We start from the raw sequence: 16,629 nt of genomic DNA, 5'->3' as shown, positions 1-16,629 counted from the left end.
CATCGACGAGTGTTGCGACTAATATCTTCAAAGCCCTCCACTTATCTCGAAAAGGCATGACGCGTGATTTCCACTCGCCAACTGCGCTACTTCGTCGAAATCGCCGACAGCGGCAGCTTCAGCGCCGCCGCCGAACGCCTGTTTGTGGCGCAATCGGCCCTGAGCCGGCAAATCAAGGAGCTGGAAAGCCAGCTGCAAACGCCACTGTTCGAACGCACCACGCGCCAACCCCGGCTGACGGCGGCCGGCGAAGCCTTTTACCCACGGGCGCGCAACCTGCTGAGCGAGTTGCTCAAGGCCAGCGAAATGGCCACCCAGGTGGGCAATGGCCAGCTGGGCACGTTGCGCCTGAGCCATTCGAGCACCGTGCCGATGAGCGGGCACTTGTTGAAAGCCATCAGCACCTGGCTGGAGCGCTGCCCTGGCGTGTCGATGGACATCGTCAAATTGTCCTCCGAGGCGCAACTTGAAGAAATCGCCGAAGGTCGGCTTGAAGTCGGGCTGTTGCGCTTGCCGGTGTTGCGCCAACGCGAAGGTGTCCGGGTGGTGCCCTTGTACAGCGAACAGCTGGTGCTGGCTGTGCCGCCTGACCACGCGCTGGCCCGCAGCAATGCACCTGTCGAACTGGAACAGCTCAAGGACGAAGTGTTTATCTCGATCCCCCATCCTCAGCGCGGCGGCCTGAGTTATCTGTCAGCCGAACTCTGCATGCGCGCCGGATTTTTCCCCAAGGCTGCACGGGTGATGTCACGCAAAACCACGCAGCTGCAACTGATCCAGGCCGGCTTCGGAATTGCCTTGTTACCAAAATCCATGCAGGACATCGCCCCCGCCAACCTGCACTTTTTGCCCCTGGCTGATCCGGACTGCCTCAGCACCGTGGCCCTGGCCTGCGCGCAGACGCCGAGCGCGCTGGTCGAGCAATTCTGCCAAACCTTGCGCGAATGCCTATAAACTGCCGCCCATGATTAAAGATCCTTTTGCCCGTCTGGGCCTGGACCGCGAAGTCCTGACTGTCAGCCAGCTCAACGGCCGTGCGCGGGTGTTGCTGGAAGACGTGTTCACCAATATCTGGGTCGAAGGCGAGATCTCCAACCTCGCCCGCCCGGCGTCCGGCCATGTGTACTTCACCCTCAAGGACAGCGGCGCCCAAGTGCGTTGCGCGTTGTTTCGCAACAACGCCGCACGGGTGCGCCAGGCCTTGAAGGATGGCTTGGCGGTCAAAGTGCGCGGCAAGGTCTCGCTGTTCGAGGGCCGTGGCGACTATCAATTGATCCTCGACACCGTAGAGCCCGCCGGTGATGGCGCGCTGCGCCTGGCCTTTGATGCGTTGAAGGAAAAGCTCAGCGCCGAAGGCTTGTTCAGTGCCGACCGCAAGGTGCCGCTGCCGGCGCACCCTCGGCGCATTGGCATCATCAGCTCGCCCACAGGCGCGGTGATCCGCGACATCATCAGCGTGTTCGGCCGCCGCGCGCCGAACGTTGAATTAACGCTGATCCCCACGGCCGTGCAAGGCCGCGAGGCCGTGTCGCAGATTGTGCGCGCCCTCAAGCTGGCCGACGCGCGCGGCTTCGACGCGTTGATCCTCGCTCGCGGCGGCGGCTCTCTGGAAGATCTGTGGTGCTTCAACGAGGAAGCCGTGGCCCGCGCGGTGGACGCGTGTGTGACGCCGATTGTCAGCGCCGTCGGCCATGAAACCGATGTGTCGATCTGCGACTTCGTGGCCGACGTGCGCGCGCCCACGCCCTCCGCCGCCGCCGAATTGCTCGCCCCCGATGCCAGCCATTTGGTGCGCCAGGTCGAAAACCTGCACCGCCGCCTGGTGATGCTGATGCGCAATCGCCTGAGTCACGAGCGCCTGCGCCTGGAAGGCATGGCCCGCCGCCTGCGTCACCCCGGCGAACGTCTGCGCCAACAGGCCCAGCGCCTGGATGACCTGGACATGCGCATGCGCCGCGCCTTCGAACGCAGCCTCAATACCCGCCGTGAACGCCTGATACGCCTGGAAACCCGCCTCGCCGGCCAGCACCCCGGCCGTCAGTTGGCCCTGCTGCGCCAGCGCCTGGACAGCCTCGCCGAACGCCTGCCGCGCGCCATGCGCGAAGGCCTCAAGGCGCGTCGCTTGCAACTGCAAAGCCAGGTGCAGACGCTGCAAGTGGTCAGCCCACTGGCGACCCTGGGCCGTGGCTACAGCATTTTGCTGGACGAGCGTGGCCAGGCGATCCGCAACGCCGCACAAACCCACACCGGCCAGCGCCTGAGCGCGCGCCTCGGTGAAGGCCAATTGCAGGTGCGGGTGGAAGATAACCACCTGACGCCCGTCACCCTTTCGTTATTGGATTGATTGATGCCCCGTCTATTTAGCCTGCTGATGCTGTTGTGCCTCACCTTCAATGCCCACGCCGACAGCTACATCACTCGGCTGCTGAACAAGCCGGTGCCGGGTGGCGTCGCAGTGGTCGATCTGGGTACGTCGGCAACCGCGCCGAAAGCCACCTACCAGAACAGGCCGGTGTTAGTGGTCAAGGAACAGAACACCTGGCTGGCGATTGTCGGGATTCCTCTGACGGTTAAACCCGGCACCCAACGCCTCACCAGCGGTGGGCAAACCCTGCCGTTCGTGGTGGGCTTCAAGAAATACCCCGAGCAGCACATCACCCTGAAAAACAAAAGCCAGGTCAATCCGGACCCCGCACAGCTCAAGCGAATCGAGGGCGAACTGGCGGTCCAGCTCAAGGCTTACCGCAGTTTCAGTCCGAACACGCCCAGCAACCTGCTACTGGATAAACCCGTGAACGGGCCGCTGTCGAGCAAGTTTGGCGTACGCCGGTTCTTTAACGGCGAGGAGCGCAACCCGCACTCGGGCCTCGACTTCGCTGTCGGTGCCGGCACGCCGATCAAGACCCCGGCGGCCGGTAAAGTCATCCTTACCGGCAACTACTTCTTCAACGGCAACACCGTCTTTGTCGACCATGGCCAGGGCTTTATCAGCATGTTCTGCCATATGTCGAAGATCGATGTGAAGGTGGGCGACCAACTGGCGCGCGGCGCGGTGGTGGGCAAGGTCGGCTCGACGGGCCGCGCGACCGGGCCGCACATGCATTGGAACATCAGCCTCAACGATGCACGGGTCGACCCGGCGATCTTCATCGGCGCGTTCCAGCCCTGAATGAAGCGATTGCGCGCCCGATCAAGGGCGCGCAATTAAAACGAGCCTGCAGCTAATTCCAAACCATAAGATCTCGTTTTCCACGCCAATAGCAGAACTTATCTCAATTTTTCTCGACAGCTTGCCATCTTTCACCCCGGCGGTTAGGGTTGAGCTTATGAAAACCTCTCACACCCTCATTCAGCTCCGCCAGCACCGCAGCCTGTGCCTCGTCAGCGCACGACTGCCAGGCTGAATCGATCTGCCTCGTCTTCTTGCTTTATCCCTAAAAACAGTTCTACGGCAGGCCGCCTTTTCTCGGCCCCTACAACAAAGGATTTCCCGATGAGCATGCTCAAAGACCCGTCTTCGAAGTACCGTGCGTTCCCGACCATCGATATCCCGGACCGCACCTGGCCGTCGAAAACCATCACCGAAGCGCCGATCTGGTGCAGTTCCGACTTGCGTGATGGCAACCAGTCGCTGATCGAACCGATGGACGCCGCGAAAAAACTGCGTTTCTGGAAGACCCTGGTTGCGGTAGGCGTGAAGGAAATCGAAGCCTCGTTCCCGGCCGCCTCGCAAACCGACTTTGACTTCGTGCGCACCCTGATCGAAGACAACCATATCCCCGAGGACACCACCATCCAGGTGCTGACCCAGGGCCGTGAAGACTTGATCGCACGCACCTTCGAATCCCTGCGCGGCGCCAAAAAGGCCATCGTGCACTTGTACAACGCCACTTCGCCGTCCTTCCGCCGCATCGTGTTCAACCAGGACAAGGACGGTATCAAAGCCATCGCGGTCAACGCCGCCAAGCTGTTCGTCAAATACGCCGCCCAGCAGCCGGAAACCCAGTGGACCTTCGAATATTCCCCGGAGACCTTCAGCGCTACTGAGCTGGAGTTCGCCAAGGAAGTGTGTGACGCGGTGATCGAGGTGTGGAACCCGACGCCTGAGCACAAGATGATCCTCAACCTGCCCGCCACCGTTGAGTGCGCAACGCCGAACATCTATGCCGACCAGATCGAGTGGTTCGGTCGTCATATCAACCGCCGCGACAGCGTGATCATCAGCCTGCACACCCACAACGACCGTGGCACCGGCGTAGCCGCCACCGAGCTGGGCCTGATGGCTGGCGCCGACCGTGTCGAAGGCTGCCTGTTCGGCAACGGCGAGCGCACCGGTAACGTCGACCTCGTGACCGTGGCCCTGAACATGTACACCCAGGGTCTCGACCCACAACTGGACTTCTCCGACATCGACGGCGTGCGCAAAGTCGTCGAGGAATGCAACCAGATCCAGGTGCACCCACGCCACCCGTACGTCGGCGACCTGGTGCACACCGCGTTCTCCGGCTCCCACCAGGACGCGATTCGCAAGGGTTTCACCCAGCAGAAGGCCGACGCGCTGTGGGAAGTGCCGTACTTGCCGATCGACCCGGCCGACATTGGCCGCAGCTACGAAGCGGTGATTCGTGTGAACAGCCAGTCGGGCAAAGGCGGCATCGCCTACCTGCTGGAGCAGGAATACGACATCAGCTTGCCGCGCCGCATGCAGATCGAATTCAGCCAGGTGGTCCAGGCTGAAACCGACCGCGTGGGTCTTGAGATGACCGCGCCACAGATCTACGCCTTGCTGCAGCGTGAATACCTGCAAGCCAACACGCCGTACGCGCTGGTCAGCCATCGTCTGCAGGAAGAAAACGGCAACAGCTTTGTCGAAGTGGAAGTCTCGGGCAAAGGCCAGGGCGAAACCAACCTGCACTGGAAAGGCAAAGGCAACGGCGCCCTGGAAGCGCTGGTGGCTGGCTTGCCGATTGGTGTGGAGATCATGGACTACAACGAACATGCCATCGGTGCAGGCACCAACGCCAAGGCGGCGGCCTACATTGAGCTGCGTGTGAATGGCGAGCGTCCGGTGCATGGCGTGGGCATTGATGAAAACATCACCACGGCCAGCTTCAAGGCGCTGTTCAGTGCGCTGAACCGCTCGTTGAGCCAGCAGGAAGCGAAAGCGGCGTAAGCCGGTTCGTAGGAATGCAAAAGGCCCCTGGGTGAGCACTCAGGGGCCTTTTTACTTTAGATCTGTGGTGATGCTGATGGCCTCTTCGCGGGCAAGCCCGCTCCCACAGGGGGAATGCATTCCAAATGTGGGAGCGGGCTTGCTCGCGAAAGCGGTCTTTCAGACAAACTCAAACCTATCTGCGTCAAGGTTCGCCGGAAATTTTTCGCGATACGCCGCCAGCTCCGCCGCCTCCAGGCACACCTGAAACACGCCATCCGCCTCCCCTGCACTCAGCAAGGTCTCACCCTGAAAATCCAGCACCTGACTGTCTCCGGTGTAGGCAAAACCCTTCCCATCCGTGCCTACTCGATTCACCGCCGCCACGTAGCACAGGTTTTCGATCGCGCGCGCTGGCAGCAAACGGTTCCAGTGCAGGCGCCGTGCACCCGGCCAATTGGCGGTGTACAGCAGCAAGTCAGTGTCCTGAGCATCACGGCTCCACACCGGGAAGCGCAGGTCATAGCAAATCAACGGCCGAATACGCCACCCCTTCAATTCGAACTGCACCTGGCGCTCGCCCGGCGTGTAGTGGTCGTGCTCGCCCGCCATACGGAACAAGTGGCGCTTGTCGTAGTGCAACACCTCGCCGTCCGGCCGCGCCCACAGCAGGCGGTTGCGATGGCTGCCATCGGCGGCCTGGATAATCACACTGCCAGTGATCACGGCGTTGTACTTCGCCGCCTGGGCCTGGAGCCAATGATGGGTCGGGCCGTTTTCCCGTTCAGCCAGGGTTTCCGACTCCATTGAAAACCCGGTGGTAAACATCTCCGGCAGCACAATCAGATCGGCCCCTTTGGCCTGCTCCAGCAACAGCTCGAAATGTTCCAGGTTGGCCTGACGGTCATGCCACACCAGGCTGGTCTGCACCAGGGCGATGTTCAGGTTGGGTAATGCACTCAGATCACGCATAGTTTTTCGGCTGCTTGTTGCAGCGTCTCCTCGCGTTTGGCAAAGCACAGGCGCACCAGGCGCTGGCCTTGGGGTGGGTTCTGGTAGAACACCGAGACCGGGATCGTCGCCACGCCGTGCTCGCGGGTCATCCATAGCGACATGGCGACGTCATCCAGGTCCGGGCGAATCTGTGAGTAATCCACCAATTGGAAGTAAGTACCGGTCACCCGGGCAAAGCTGAAGCGCGACGGCGCCAGCAAGTCGCAGAACAGGTCGCGCTTGGCCTGGTAGAAAGCCGGCAACTCTTCGACATGTTCCGGGTGTTCGGCCATGAAGTCCGCCAAAGCGTACTGCAAAGGGGTTACGCCGCAGAAGTTGACATATTGATGCACCTTGCGCAGTTCAGCGGTCAGCGCCGGTGGCGCGACCACGTAGCCGGTTTTCCAGCCAGTGACGTGGTAAGTCTTGCCGAAAGAGCTGACCACGAACGCACGCTGATACAGTTCTTCATGGGCCAACACGCTGACATGGGGCACGCCGTCGAACACCAAGTGTTCGTAGACTTCATCGCTGACCAGATAGATATCGCGGTCGCGGACCAATTCGGCCAACTGGTCGAGTTCGGCGCGGCTGATCAGTGCGCCGGTTGGGTTGTGCGGGGTGTTGAGGATGATCATGCGTGTGCGCGGCGACAGCGCGGCCTTGATCTTTTCAAAGTCCAGGGAGAAGCCCTGCAGGCTCAGCTGTACATGCACGCAGCGACCGCCAGCCAGTTCGACCGAGGGCTCGTAGCTGTCATAGCAGGGGTCGAACACGATGACTTCATCGCCGTTGCGGATCACCGCCTGAATCGCACAGAAAATCGCGGCAGTGGCACCGGGAGTAATGGTCACTTCACTGTCGGGGTTAACCGTAGCGCCATAGCTGCGGGCGATCTTGGCCGCCACTTGCTGGCGCAGGGCCGGCAGGCCGGTCATCGGTGAATACTGGTTATGCCCGCTGGCAACGTGCTGGCCCACCGCATCGAGCAACGCCTTGGGGCCATTGAAATCGGGAAAGCCCTGGGACAGGTTGAGCGCGCCGGTCTCGGCAGCGAGTTGCGACATGGTGGTGAAAATGGTCGTACCGACATTCGGCAGCTTGCTGGTGATCATGGGAGCCCCCTTCGGGTGAGCTGCAAGTTTTAAGCTGCAAGCTGCAAGCAGGTCAAGCCAGCAATCCACCAGGCACAAAAAAGGGCTCAAAAAGAGCCCTCTCTTGCAGCGTGTAGCGTACAACGTGAAGCGGCGCTTATTTCTTGTCGCGGCGCTTCTTGTCGGCCTTCTTGTGGTGAGTCATCAAACGACGCTTCTTGTTCACCTGACGGTCAGTCAGTGTGTTCTTGTTGCCTTCGTATGGGTTCTCGCCACCTTTGAACTCGATACGGATCGGCGTACCGACCAGTTTCAAGACGCGGCGGTAGGTGTTTTCCAGGTAACGCACATAGGACTTAGGCACCTTCTCGATCTGGTTACCGTGGATCACGATAATCGGCGGGTTGGCACCACCCAAGTGGGCGTAACGCAGTTTGATCCGGCGGTTGTTGACCATCGGCGGCGCGTGCTCGCCAACCGCGTCTTCCAGGATCTGGGTCAGGCGGTTGGTCGGCCAGCGGGTGACCGCGGACTTGAACGAGTTCTGTACGGACGCGTAGAGGTTACCCACGCCAGTGCCGTGCAGTGCCGAGATGAAGTGGATATCGGCGAACTCAACAAAGAACAGGCGACGCTGCAGCTCGATCTTGACGAAATCGCGCTCGCTCGGCGTCATGCCGTCCCACTTGTTGATCGCGATCACCAGGGCGCGACCGGCTTCCAGGGCAAAGCCCAGCAAGTTGAGGTCGTGGTCCACCACGCCTTCGCGGGCGTCCATCACGAAGATCACCACGTTGGCGTCTTTGATCGCCTGCAGGGTTTTGACCACCGAGAACTTTTCAACTTCCTCGTGGATCTTGCCGCGCTTGCGCACACCGGCGGTGTCGATCAGCGTGTACTTCTCGTCGTTACGCTCGAACGGGATGTAGATACTGTCGCGGGTGGTGCCGGGCTGGTCATAAACGATTACCCGGTCTTCACCGAGCATGCGGTTAACCAGGGTCGACTTGCCAACGTTCGGGCGGCCGATGATGGCGATCTTGATACCGTCTTTTTCGCTCGGGCCAGGAATGCGCTTGGCTTCCTCACCTTCGGCGACGATCTCTTCCTCGCCCTCTTCTTCCTCGGCGTCATCCTTAGGGAAGTCGCGCAGGGCGATTTCCAGCATCTGGGTGATACCGCGACCGTGAGCGCCGGCGACCGGGATCGCGTCGCCCAGGCCCATCGGGCTGAACTCGGCGCGGGCCGCCTCAGGATCGATGTTATCGATCTTGTTGGCGATCAAATAGGAACGCTTGTTGCGCTTGCGCAGGTGCTCGCCAATCATCTGGTCGGCAGCGGTGTAGCCCGCGCGGGCGTCCACCAGGAACAACACGACATCGGCTTCTTCGATAGCGAGCAGCGACTGCTCGGCCATCTTTTCGTCCATGCCATGCTCGTCACCGGAGATACCACCGGTGTCGACAATAATGTAGGAGCGCCCTTGCCACTTTGCCTCACCGTATTGGCGATCACGGGTCAGACCGGACAAGTCACCGACGATGGCGTCGCGAGTCCTGGTCAGGCGGTTGAACAAGGTGGACTTGCCGACGTTAGGTCGGCCCACCAGGGCGATTACGGGAACCATGCGGCTCTCCACTTCGTTATTTCAGAAAATACAAAAGCCGCTGCAAGGCAGCGGCTGGTGCTCGGGGCAGCATATTCAAATGCCGCATGCCCCGCCGAAGCGGGGCCGCCTGGGTTTTACCCCAAGCATAGTTCTTACTTGATGGTCAGGGCTTCCAGCTTGCCGCTGTTGCCATACACGTAAAGCATGTTACCCACGACCAGCGGACGGGCACGCAGGCCGTCGCTGTCGATACGCTCGCGGCCGACAAAACGACCGTCCACCTGGCTCAGCAGATGCAGGTAACCTTCGAAGTCACCTACCGCTACGTAGCTGGAGAACACTTCCGGGGCCGACAGTTGACGGCGGGCCAGGGAGTCGTTGCTCCACAGTGCAGTGGTGGAACGCTCGTCGACACTTTCAACGGTGCCGGACGCCAGGCTTACGTAGACGCTGCCAAACCCTTGGGCGACACCGGCATAGCTGGAAGCATCACGCTGCCAGTTGATGCGGCCGCTTTGCAGGTCCAGCGCAGCAACGCGGCCCTGGTAGGTGGCCACATAGATGGTTTCACCCGACAGCAGCAAGCCGCCGTCGATGTCCACCACGCGATCCAGTTCGGAACGACCTTGAGGGATTGCCACGCGGGTTTCCCAGGCCGGCACGCCGTTCTGGGTATCCAGGGCGACCACTTTACCGGTCGACAGGCCTGCAACGGCCAAGTTGTTGGTCACAATCGGACCACTGGTACCGCGCAGGGTCAACACCGCAGGGGTGCTGTCGTACAACCAACGCTGGTTGCCGGTGACGGCGTCCAGACCAATCACACGGTCATCCTGGGTCTGCACCACCACGACATCGCCGTTGGTGGCAGGCGCTGCGAGCACTTCACTGGTCACGCGAGCGCGCCATTTCTCTTCGCCCGTCGCCGAGTCCAGAGCAACCACGTCGCCTTTGAGCGTACCGACCAGCACCATGCCGTAGCCGACACCCACGCCACCGGAAACCGGCAGCTCGAGGTCTTTCTTCCACTTCACGTCGCCATTCATGCGATCCATGGCCATGATCACGCCAGTGGAGTCAGTGGCCACAATGTTTTCGCCGTCGATTGCCGGCTGCAGCAGGTTGTACAGGTCGCCCTGGCCATCACCGACGGAGCGGCTCCACTGCTTTTGCAGGACCACTTCTTCCTTGAAGCTGGTCAGCTCGGCCGGAGGCAGTTCTTTTTTACTGTTGCTGCTGCAACCCGCGGCCAGAACGGCCAGAGCCAGCAATGCTGCATGTTTCCAACGGATCACGTCACGCATCCCCTTTGGCCAAGTCGTCCAGCTTGATTTGTAAGCCACCGACTGCCGCTTCATCAGACAGCGCCGCCTTGGCTTTTTGGTACGCAGCATGGGCTTCGTCGGTACGACCCAATTGGACCAACAGGTCGCCCTTGAGCTCTTCACGAGTGGCCACAAATGCCTTGTCAGCATCGCCGTCGAGCAGTTTGAGTGCTTCGTCAGCCTTGTTCTGTGCCGCCAATACCTGTGCCAGGCGCTGACGTGCGATTTCACCCAGGGTCGGGTTGGTCGGCTTGTCGGCAATGGCCTTCAGCTCGGTTGCGGCGTCATCCAGCTTGCCGGTGTCGACCGCGACTTTCGCGACGAACAGGCTGCCGTATTGGGCGTAGGTGCTACCGCCGAATTCGCTTTTGAGCTTGCCGGCCAGGTCTGCAACCTGGGCAGGATCAGGCTTGCCGTCCGGCGTGAGCGTGGTTTCCAGCAATTGCTGATAGAGGACCGAGGCGCCTTGGGACTGGTTGACCTGATACTTGTGCCAGGCTTGCCAGCCGAACACCACCACTAAAGCCAGCAGACCGCCGGTAACCAGGGGCTTGCCGTTACGCTGCCACCAGTCCTTGAACTCGGCCATCTGCTCATCATCAGTACTCGACACCCCAATACTCCTTAATCGCTAAATTCGGCTGTTCGACAGCTTCAACCCTGCACGACGCAGGTGGCCAAGTGCGCAGCAAGCGCATCAAAGGCAATGTTCTGTTGCTCGCCCTGGCCACGCAGGGGTTTGAAACCTATCACTTGCTGGGCCAGTTCGTCATCGCCGAGGATCAGTGCATACAGCGCACCGCTCTTGTCGGCCTTCTTGAACTGGCTCTTGAAGCTGCCTGCGCCGGCATTGACCTGCAGGCGCAGGTTCGGCAGTTGGTCGCGTACTTTCTCGCTCAGGGCCAGGGCTGCCAGTTCGGCGGCCTCGCCAAAGGCGCACAGGTACACGTCCACCTGACGGGAAATTTCTTCCGGAACCTGCTCCAGGGTTTCGAGCAGCAGGATCAGCCGCTCGATGCCCATGGCAAAGCCCACGCCCGTGGTCGGCTTGCCGCCCATTTGCTCAACCAGGCCGTCGTAGCGACCACCGGCACACACGGTGCCCTGGGCGCCGAGTTTATCGGTGACCCACTCGAAGACGGTCTTGCTGTAGTAATCGAGGCCACGCACCAGTTTCGGGTTGATCACGTAGGGAATACCCGCCGCATCCAGACGAGCCTTGAGGCCCTCGAAATGCGTGCGCGATTCGTCGTCCAGGTAGTCGGCCATTTTCGGCGCATCGACCAGTACCGCCTGGGTGTCGGCGTTCTTAGTATCCAGTACACGCAACGGGTTGGTTTTCAGACGGCGCTGGCTGTCTTCATCCAACTTGTCCAGGTGAGCGGACAGGTACTCGACCAGGGCTTCGCGATAGCGGCCCCGGGATTCGCTGGTGCCCAGGCTGTTGAGTTCAAGTTTGACCGCGTCGCGGATACCCAGTTGGCCCCACAGGCGCCAGGTCAGCACGATGAGCTCGGCGTCGATGTCCGGGCCATCCAGGTTGAAGACTTCGCAGCCGATCTGGTGGAACTGGCGGTAACGACCTTTCTGCGGACGCTCGTGGCGGAACATCGGGCCGATGTACCACAGCTTCTGGGTCTGGCCGCCACCCGTGATGCCATGCTCGAGCACAGCGCGCACGCACGCAGCGGTGCCTTCCGGACGCAGGGTCAGGGAGTCGCCGTTGCGGTCTTCAAAGGTGTACATCTCTTTTTCGACGATGTCGGTCACTTCACCGATGGAGCGCTTGAACAGCTCGGTGAATTCGACGATCGGCATGCGGATCTGCTTGTAACCGTAGTTATCCAGCAGGCGCGCGACCGTGCTCTCGAAGTAGCGCCACAAAGGCGTCTGCTCCGGCAGGATGTCGTTCATGCCACGAATGGCTTGCAGAGACTTGCTCACATCTAATCCTTAAATTCGTTCTTAGCCGCGCGCGATCAGCGCTGCGTCAGCCGCGACCTTCTCGGCCGCTTTCTCGCGGATCAGTCTTTCGAGCTCATCCACCAGATTGTCATTCGTCAACTTCTGCGACGGCTTGCCGTCGATGTAAATCAGGTTCGGCGTACCGCCAGTCAGGCCGATGTGCGCCTCTTTGGCTTCACCCGGGCCGTTAACCACACAGCCAATCACCGCAACATCCAGTGGCACCAGCAAGTCTTCGAGGCGCCCTTCCAGTTCGTTCATGGTTTTCACCACGTCGAAGTTCTGCCGCGAGCAGCTCGGGCAGGCAATGAAGTTGATGCCACGGGAGCGCAAATGCAGGGATTTGAGAATGTCGTAACCGACCTTCACTTCCTCTACCGGGTCCGCCGCCAGGGAGATGCGGATAGTATCGCCAATCCCTTCGGCGAGCAGCATACCGAGACCCACCGCAGATTTCACTGTGCCTGAGCGCAAACCGCCCGCTTCAGTGATACCCAGGTGCAGCGGCTGCACGATTTCCTTAGCCAGCAGGCGGTAGGCTTCTACCGCCATGAACACGTCGGAAGCCTTTACGCTGACCTTGAAGTCCTGGAAATTCAGGCGTTCAAGGTGTTCAACGTGGCGCAGCGCCGATTCAACCAGCGCGGCCGGGGTCGGTTCGCCATATTTCTTTTGCAGGTCTTTTTCCAGGGAGCCGGCGTTGACGCCGATGCGGATCGGAATCCCGCGATCACGGGCAGCATCCACCACTGCGCGCACACGGTCTTCGCGACCGATGTTGCCTGGGTTGATGCGCAGGCAATCGACGCCCAACTCGGCAACACGCAAGGCGATTTTGTAATCGAAGTGAATGTCGGCAACCAGCGGCACCTTGACCAGCTGCTTGATGCGGCCGAAGGCTTCGGCAGCATCCATGTCCGGCACGGAAACCCGCACGATGTCTACGCCGGCGGCTTCCAGACGGTTGATCTGGGCGACGGTGGCGGCGACATCATTGGTGTCGCTGTTGGTCATGCTCTGTACCGCGATGGGGGCGTCGCCACCCACCGGCACTGAGCCGACCCAGATCTTGCGCGATACGCGACGTTTGATTGGAGATTCGCCGTGCATGACTATTGTCCCAACTTGAGGCGAGCGGTCTCGCCACTGGTGAACGGCGCTACGTCCACAGGCTGGCCGTTGTAGGCCACTTGCGCGCCACGGGCAAAGCCCAGACGCAGCGTCAAAGGAGGCTTGCCGCCTTGGTCAAGCGTATCTCCCTTACGCTTCAAACCGCTGAACAGCACTTTGCCGTTGCCATCGGTGACTTGCGTCCAGCAGTCAGCGACGAAGGTAATCTGGATATGCCCGTCGCCAGCGACCAACGCAGGCGCAGCAGGCGGCGCAACGGTCGGCGCTGCCGGTGCAGCTGAAGCGGTGGTCGCTGGAGCCTGTGCGGCAGCGGCTGGGGTATGGGCCTGGGCAGTTGGCGCGGCCGGGGCCGCCGGTACGGCTGGAGTCGGCACGGCAGCAGTCGCCGCTGCAGTACCCGCTTCCGGCGCGGGCTGCTCGGCGGTGGCCGGTGCTTCTGGCGCGGCTTGCCCTTCGGCAACGGCCTGGTCTTCCGGCTCGTCCAGCGGGTGAATCTGGGTGGTGCCGTCGGCGCTTTCGACTTCGACGTGCTCCATGGCGTTGCTGGTCAGGTCCTTGCTGCGCTGGGAGGTCTGGTCTTGCCACCAGACGAAACCGCCGCCGATCACGGCAATCAGCAGCAACAGGCTGACAATTCGCAAAATCGTGTGGGAAACCCGCACCGGCTCTTCGATGCGACCCAGGCCATGCACATTGCTGCCCTGAGAGTCGGTGCCGGTAAATTGGTCGAATTCCTGGACCAGCACGGTCTGGTCAATGCCCAGCAACTTGGCATAAGCGCGGATATAGCCGCGGGCGAAGGTATGCCCAGGCAGCTTGTCGAACGCGCCGGCTTCCAGGTTGCCCAGGGAAGTCGTGGTCAAATTGAGCTTGAGGGCCACTTCTGCCAGCGACCAACCATTGCTTTCGCGGGCCTGACGCAAGGTCTCGCCTGGGTTTACGCGATTAGCTGCTACAACTTCCGGGTGCGCCGCTTTCATCATTGCTCCGACAGGTATTGCTGATATTCCGGCGTACCGGGATAGAGTCGTTCGAGTTGCTGGCCAAAACGTGCGGCGGCGTCGCGTTCATCATGAACCGTCGCCAGCCGCACACCGAGCAATAGACTACGTGCATTTTGCCCGCTGAGCAGGCTAAAACGCTCGTAATAGTCACGTGCCGGCACATAATGCCTGTCTTCGTAAGACAACTCAGCCATTTCGAGCAACGCGCGTGGCTGACGACTGTTCAAATGCAGGGCTTTTTCCAGCTGCTGGCGCGCGCTGTCGCGCTGGCCGAGGCGCATCGAGGTGACCCCAAGGTTCTCGAACACCCGCGACCGCTCCGGGTAGAGGGCGTCGGCAGAGGCTTGTTGGAAATAACGGGAAGCCTGGTCATAACGTTTCTGCTCGAACAGGAAGCTGCCGTAATTGTTCAGCAGCCGAGGATCGGCAGGACGCGAGGCCAAGGCCTTGTGGAAATATTGATCGGCCAACTCAGGCTCGGCCTGGGCCTGGAACACCAAAGCCAGCGCGGCATTCGCGTCGGCATCGTCGCTGTCCAGCTCGAGGGCCTTTTTCAACGGCACCTTGGCCTGCTCGCTCATGCCTTGTCGCAAATAACCCAAACCCAGTTGCACATAGGCAACTCGCGCCTCGTCACGGCCTTTACCCGTCTGCAACGGGCTGTCATGGCCCGATGAAACACAACCGGCCGCGAGGCCGGTAACTAGCAAAAGCAGCGCAAGGCGCAAGGGCATAGAGATCCTCTCTCAGATTCGATTCACAGCAATTTGCGGCAAATCTTCGGCGGCGTTAAGTTCGCGCACGGCGATATAACGTTCGCTACGGCGGGTGCGGTCCATCACCTGCCCTACCAATTGGCCACAGGCGGCGTCGATGTCTTCACCACGAGTGGTGCGTACGGTGACGTTGTAGCCGGCCTGGTGCAGTTGATCCTGGAAACGGCGGATAGCATTGTTGCTTGGCCGCTCGTAGCCAGAATGTGGAAACGGGTTAAACGGAATCAGGTTGATCTTGCACGGGGTGTTCTTGAGCAACTCGATCATCTCGACGGCGTGCTCAACCTTGTCGTTGATGTCCTTGAGCATGGTGTACTCAATGGTCAGCACACGCTTCTCGCCCAAGGTCGCCATGTAACGCTGGCAAGATTCGAGCAGCATCTTAAGCGGATACTTCTTGTTGATCGGCACCAATTGGTTACGCAATGCGTCATTGGGTGCGTGCAGCGACAACGCCAGGGAGACGTCGATGTGCTTGGCCAGCTCATCGATCATCGGCACCACGCCCGAGGTCGACAGGGTCACACGGCGCTTGGAAATGCCGTAGCCCAGGTCGTCCATCATCAAATGCATGGCCGCAATAACGTTGTCGAAGTTCAGCAGCGGCTCACCCATGCCCATCATCACCACGTTGGTGATGGCACGGTCGACGGTTGCCGGGACGCTGCCAAAGGATTTGTTGGCAATCCACACCTGGCCGATGACTTCGGCGGCAGTGAGGTTGCTATTGAAGCCTTGCTTGCCGGTGGAGCAGAAACTGCAGTCCAGGGCACAGCCTGCCTGGGACGAAACGCACAACGTGCCGCGCTTGCCCTGGGGAATGTAGACGGTCTCGACGCAGCTGCCGGACGCCACGCGCACCACCCACTTACGGGTGCCGTCGCTGGAGATGTCCTCGCTGACCACTTCGGGACCACGGACCTCAGCAATGGCCTTGAGCTTGTCGCGCAGGGCCTTGCTGACGTTCGTCATGGCGTCGAAATCGTCGACGCCAAAGTGGTGAATCCACTTCATTACCTGACCGGCACGGAAACGCTTCTCCCCGATTGAGTCGAAGAATTTCTCCATTTCCGGCTGAGTCAGACCCAGCAGGTTGGTTTTAACAGTCGATGTAGTCATGGATTCACCCTCACTCTTTAAGCCGATGCTTAGCGAGCGGTTACTTCAGTAGCAGCGAAAAAGTACGAGATTTCGCGAGCAGCAGCGGCTTCGGAGTCCGAACCGTGAACAGCGTTGGCGTCGATGGACTCAGCGAAGTCAGCACGGATGGTGCCGGCAGCAGCTTCTTTAGGGTTGGTAGCGCCCATCAGCTCACGGTTCAGAGCGATAGCGTTTTCGCCTTCCAGAACCTGAACAACAACAGGACCGGAGATCATGAAGGCAACCAGGTCGCCGAAGAAACCACGAGCGCTGTGCTCAGCGTAGAAGCCTTCAGCTTCAGCTTTGGACAGTTGCTTGAGTTTCGAAGCTACAACCTTCAGGCCGGCTTTTTCGAAACGAGTGGTGATCTCGCCGATGACGTTTTTTGCAACAGCGTCAGGCTTGATGATGGAGAAAGTACGTTGAACAGCCATGGTGTA

At 60.5% G+C, this 16,629-nt stretch carries 15 protein-coding genes; 4 read left to right on the top strand and 11 right to left on the bottom strand.

The annotated features are described in order from the left end of the window. Window positions 1-63 precede the first annotated feature (63 nt). From L8K08_RS21840 to leuA, 4 genes are all read left to right on the top strand, one after another. Window positions 64-954 (top strand): LysR family transcriptional regulator, encoded by an 891-nt coding sequence (locus tag L8K08_RS21840; protein WP_242199890.1) that lies wholly within the window; start codon window positions 64-66, stop codon window positions 952-954. A 10-nt stretch (window positions 955-964) separates the two neighbouring features. Continuing rightward, window positions 965-2,344 (top strand): exodeoxyribonuclease VII large subunit, encoded by a 1,380-nt coding sequence (xseA, locus tag L8K08_RS21835; RefSeq protein ID WP_242199889.1) that lies wholly within the window; start codon window positions 965-967, stop codon window positions 2,342-2,344. Window positions 2,345-2,347: 3 nt separating this feature from the next. Continuing rightward, window positions 2,348-3,169, top strand: a complete 822-nt coding sequence (locus L8K08_RS21830) for a peptidoglycan DD-metalloendopeptidase family protein (RefSeq protein WP_145164186.1) — start codon at window positions 2,348-2,350, stop codon at window positions 3,167-3,169. Between the two features lie 324 nt (window positions 3,170-3,493). Further along, the gene (gene leuA, locus L8K08_RS21825; RefSeq protein ID WP_083356880.1) at window positions 3,494-5,173 is read left to right on the top strand and encodes a 2-isopropylmalate synthase; all 1,680 of its coding nucleotides are present in this window, start codon (window positions 3,494-3,496) and stop codon (window positions 5,171-5,173) included. Between the two features lie 159 nt (window positions 5,174-5,332). Here the strand turns inward: leuA and L8K08_RS21820 are convergent, their stop codons facing one another. The 11 genes from L8K08_RS21820 to ndk all read right to left on the bottom strand — a co-directional run bounded on the left by L8K08_RS21820 (window position 5,333) and on the right by ndk (window position 16,623). Then, the gene (locus L8K08_RS21820; RefSeq protein WP_145164189.1) at window positions 5,333-6,124 is read right to left on the bottom strand and encodes an amidohydrolase; all 792 of its coding nucleotides are present in this window, start codon (window positions 6,122-6,124) and stop codon (window positions 5,333-5,335) included. Beyond that, window positions 6,112-7,260 carry a pyridoxal phosphate-dependent aminotransferase gene (locus L8K08_RS21815; protein WP_242199888.1) on the bottom strand — a complete coding sequence of 383 codons (1,149 nt, stop codon included), beginning with the start codon at window positions 7,258-7,260 and terminating at the stop codon, window positions 6,112-6,114. Before L8K08_RS21815 ends, L8K08_RS21820 begins: the two co-directional genes overlap by 13 nt. Window positions 7,261-7,396: 136 nt before the next feature. Beyond that, complete coding sequence (der, locus tag L8K08_RS21810) at window positions 7,397-8,866, bottom strand: ribosome biogenesis GTPase Der (RefSeq protein WP_122489126.1); 1,470 nt, start codon at window positions 8,864-8,866, stop codon at window positions 7,397-7,399. Window positions 8,867-9,000: 134 nt separating this feature from the next. Continuing rightward, on the bottom strand, window positions 9,001-10,152 hold the full coding sequence (gene bamB, locus L8K08_RS21805) for an outer membrane protein assembly factor BamB (RefSeq protein ID WP_242199886.1): 1,152 nt from the start codon (window positions 10,150-10,152) through the stop codon (window positions 9,001-9,003). Next, complete coding sequence (locus L8K08_RS21800) at window positions 10,145-10,762, bottom strand: tetratricopeptide repeat protein (RefSeq protein ID WP_242199998.1); 618 nt, start codon at window positions 10,760-10,762, stop codon at window positions 10,145-10,147. Before L8K08_RS21800 ends, bamB begins: the two co-directional genes overlap by 8 nt. Before the next feature lie 65 nt (window positions 10,763-10,827). Next, window positions 10,828-12,117, bottom strand: coding sequence for a histidine--tRNA ligase (hisS, locus tag L8K08_RS21795; protein WP_106578273.1), 1,290 nt, complete (start codon window positions 12,115-12,117; stop codon window positions 10,828-10,830). 21 nt (window positions 12,118-12,138) lie between these two features. Further along, window positions 12,139-13,248: a flavodoxin-dependent (E)-4-hydroxy-3-methylbut-2-enyl-diphosphate synthase gene (ispG, locus tag L8K08_RS21790; protein ID WP_025859271.1), complete on the bottom strand. Its 1,110-nt coding sequence runs from the start codon at window positions 13,246-13,248 to the stop codon at window positions 12,139-12,141. Window positions 13,249-13,250: 2 nt separating this feature from the next. Further along, window positions 13,251-14,249: a RodZ family helix-turn-helix domain-containing protein gene (locus tag L8K08_RS21785; protein WP_242199885.1), complete on the bottom strand. Its 999-nt coding sequence runs from the start codon at window positions 14,247-14,249 to the stop codon at window positions 13,251-13,253. Beyond that, window positions 14,249-15,007 (bottom strand): type IV pilus biogenesis/stability protein PilW, encoded by a 759-nt coding sequence (gene pilW, locus L8K08_RS21780; RefSeq protein WP_242199884.1) that lies wholly within the window; start codon window positions 15,005-15,007, stop codon window positions 14,249-14,251. The genes L8K08_RS21785 and pilW overlap by 1 nt, the downstream gene beginning before the upstream one ends. 12 nt (window positions 15,008-15,019) lie before the next feature. Further along, window positions 15,020-16,168 carry a 23S rRNA (adenine(2503)-C(2))-methyltransferase RlmN gene (gene rlmN / locus L8K08_RS21775; protein WP_005791178.1) on the bottom strand — a complete coding sequence of 383 codons (1,149 nt, stop codon included), beginning with the start codon at window positions 16,166-16,168 and terminating at the stop codon, window positions 15,020-15,022. Window positions 16,169-16,197: 29 nt separating this feature from the next. Further along, complete coding sequence (ndk, locus tag L8K08_RS21770; protein WP_003175956.1) at window positions 16,198-16,623, bottom strand: nucleoside-diphosphate kinase; 426 nt, start codon at window positions 16,621-16,623, stop codon at window positions 16,198-16,200. Window positions 16,624-16,629 lie beyond the last annotated feature (6 nt).

This window comes from Pseudomonas sp. TREG-RG-20F-10-E-6-01 (assembly GCF_022662455.1).
Taxonomy (GTDB): Bacteria; Pseudomonadota; Gammaproteobacteria; order Pseudomonadales; family Pseudomonadaceae; genus Aquipseudomonas.
This window is presented reverse-complemented; position numbering and strand designations above follow the sequence as displayed.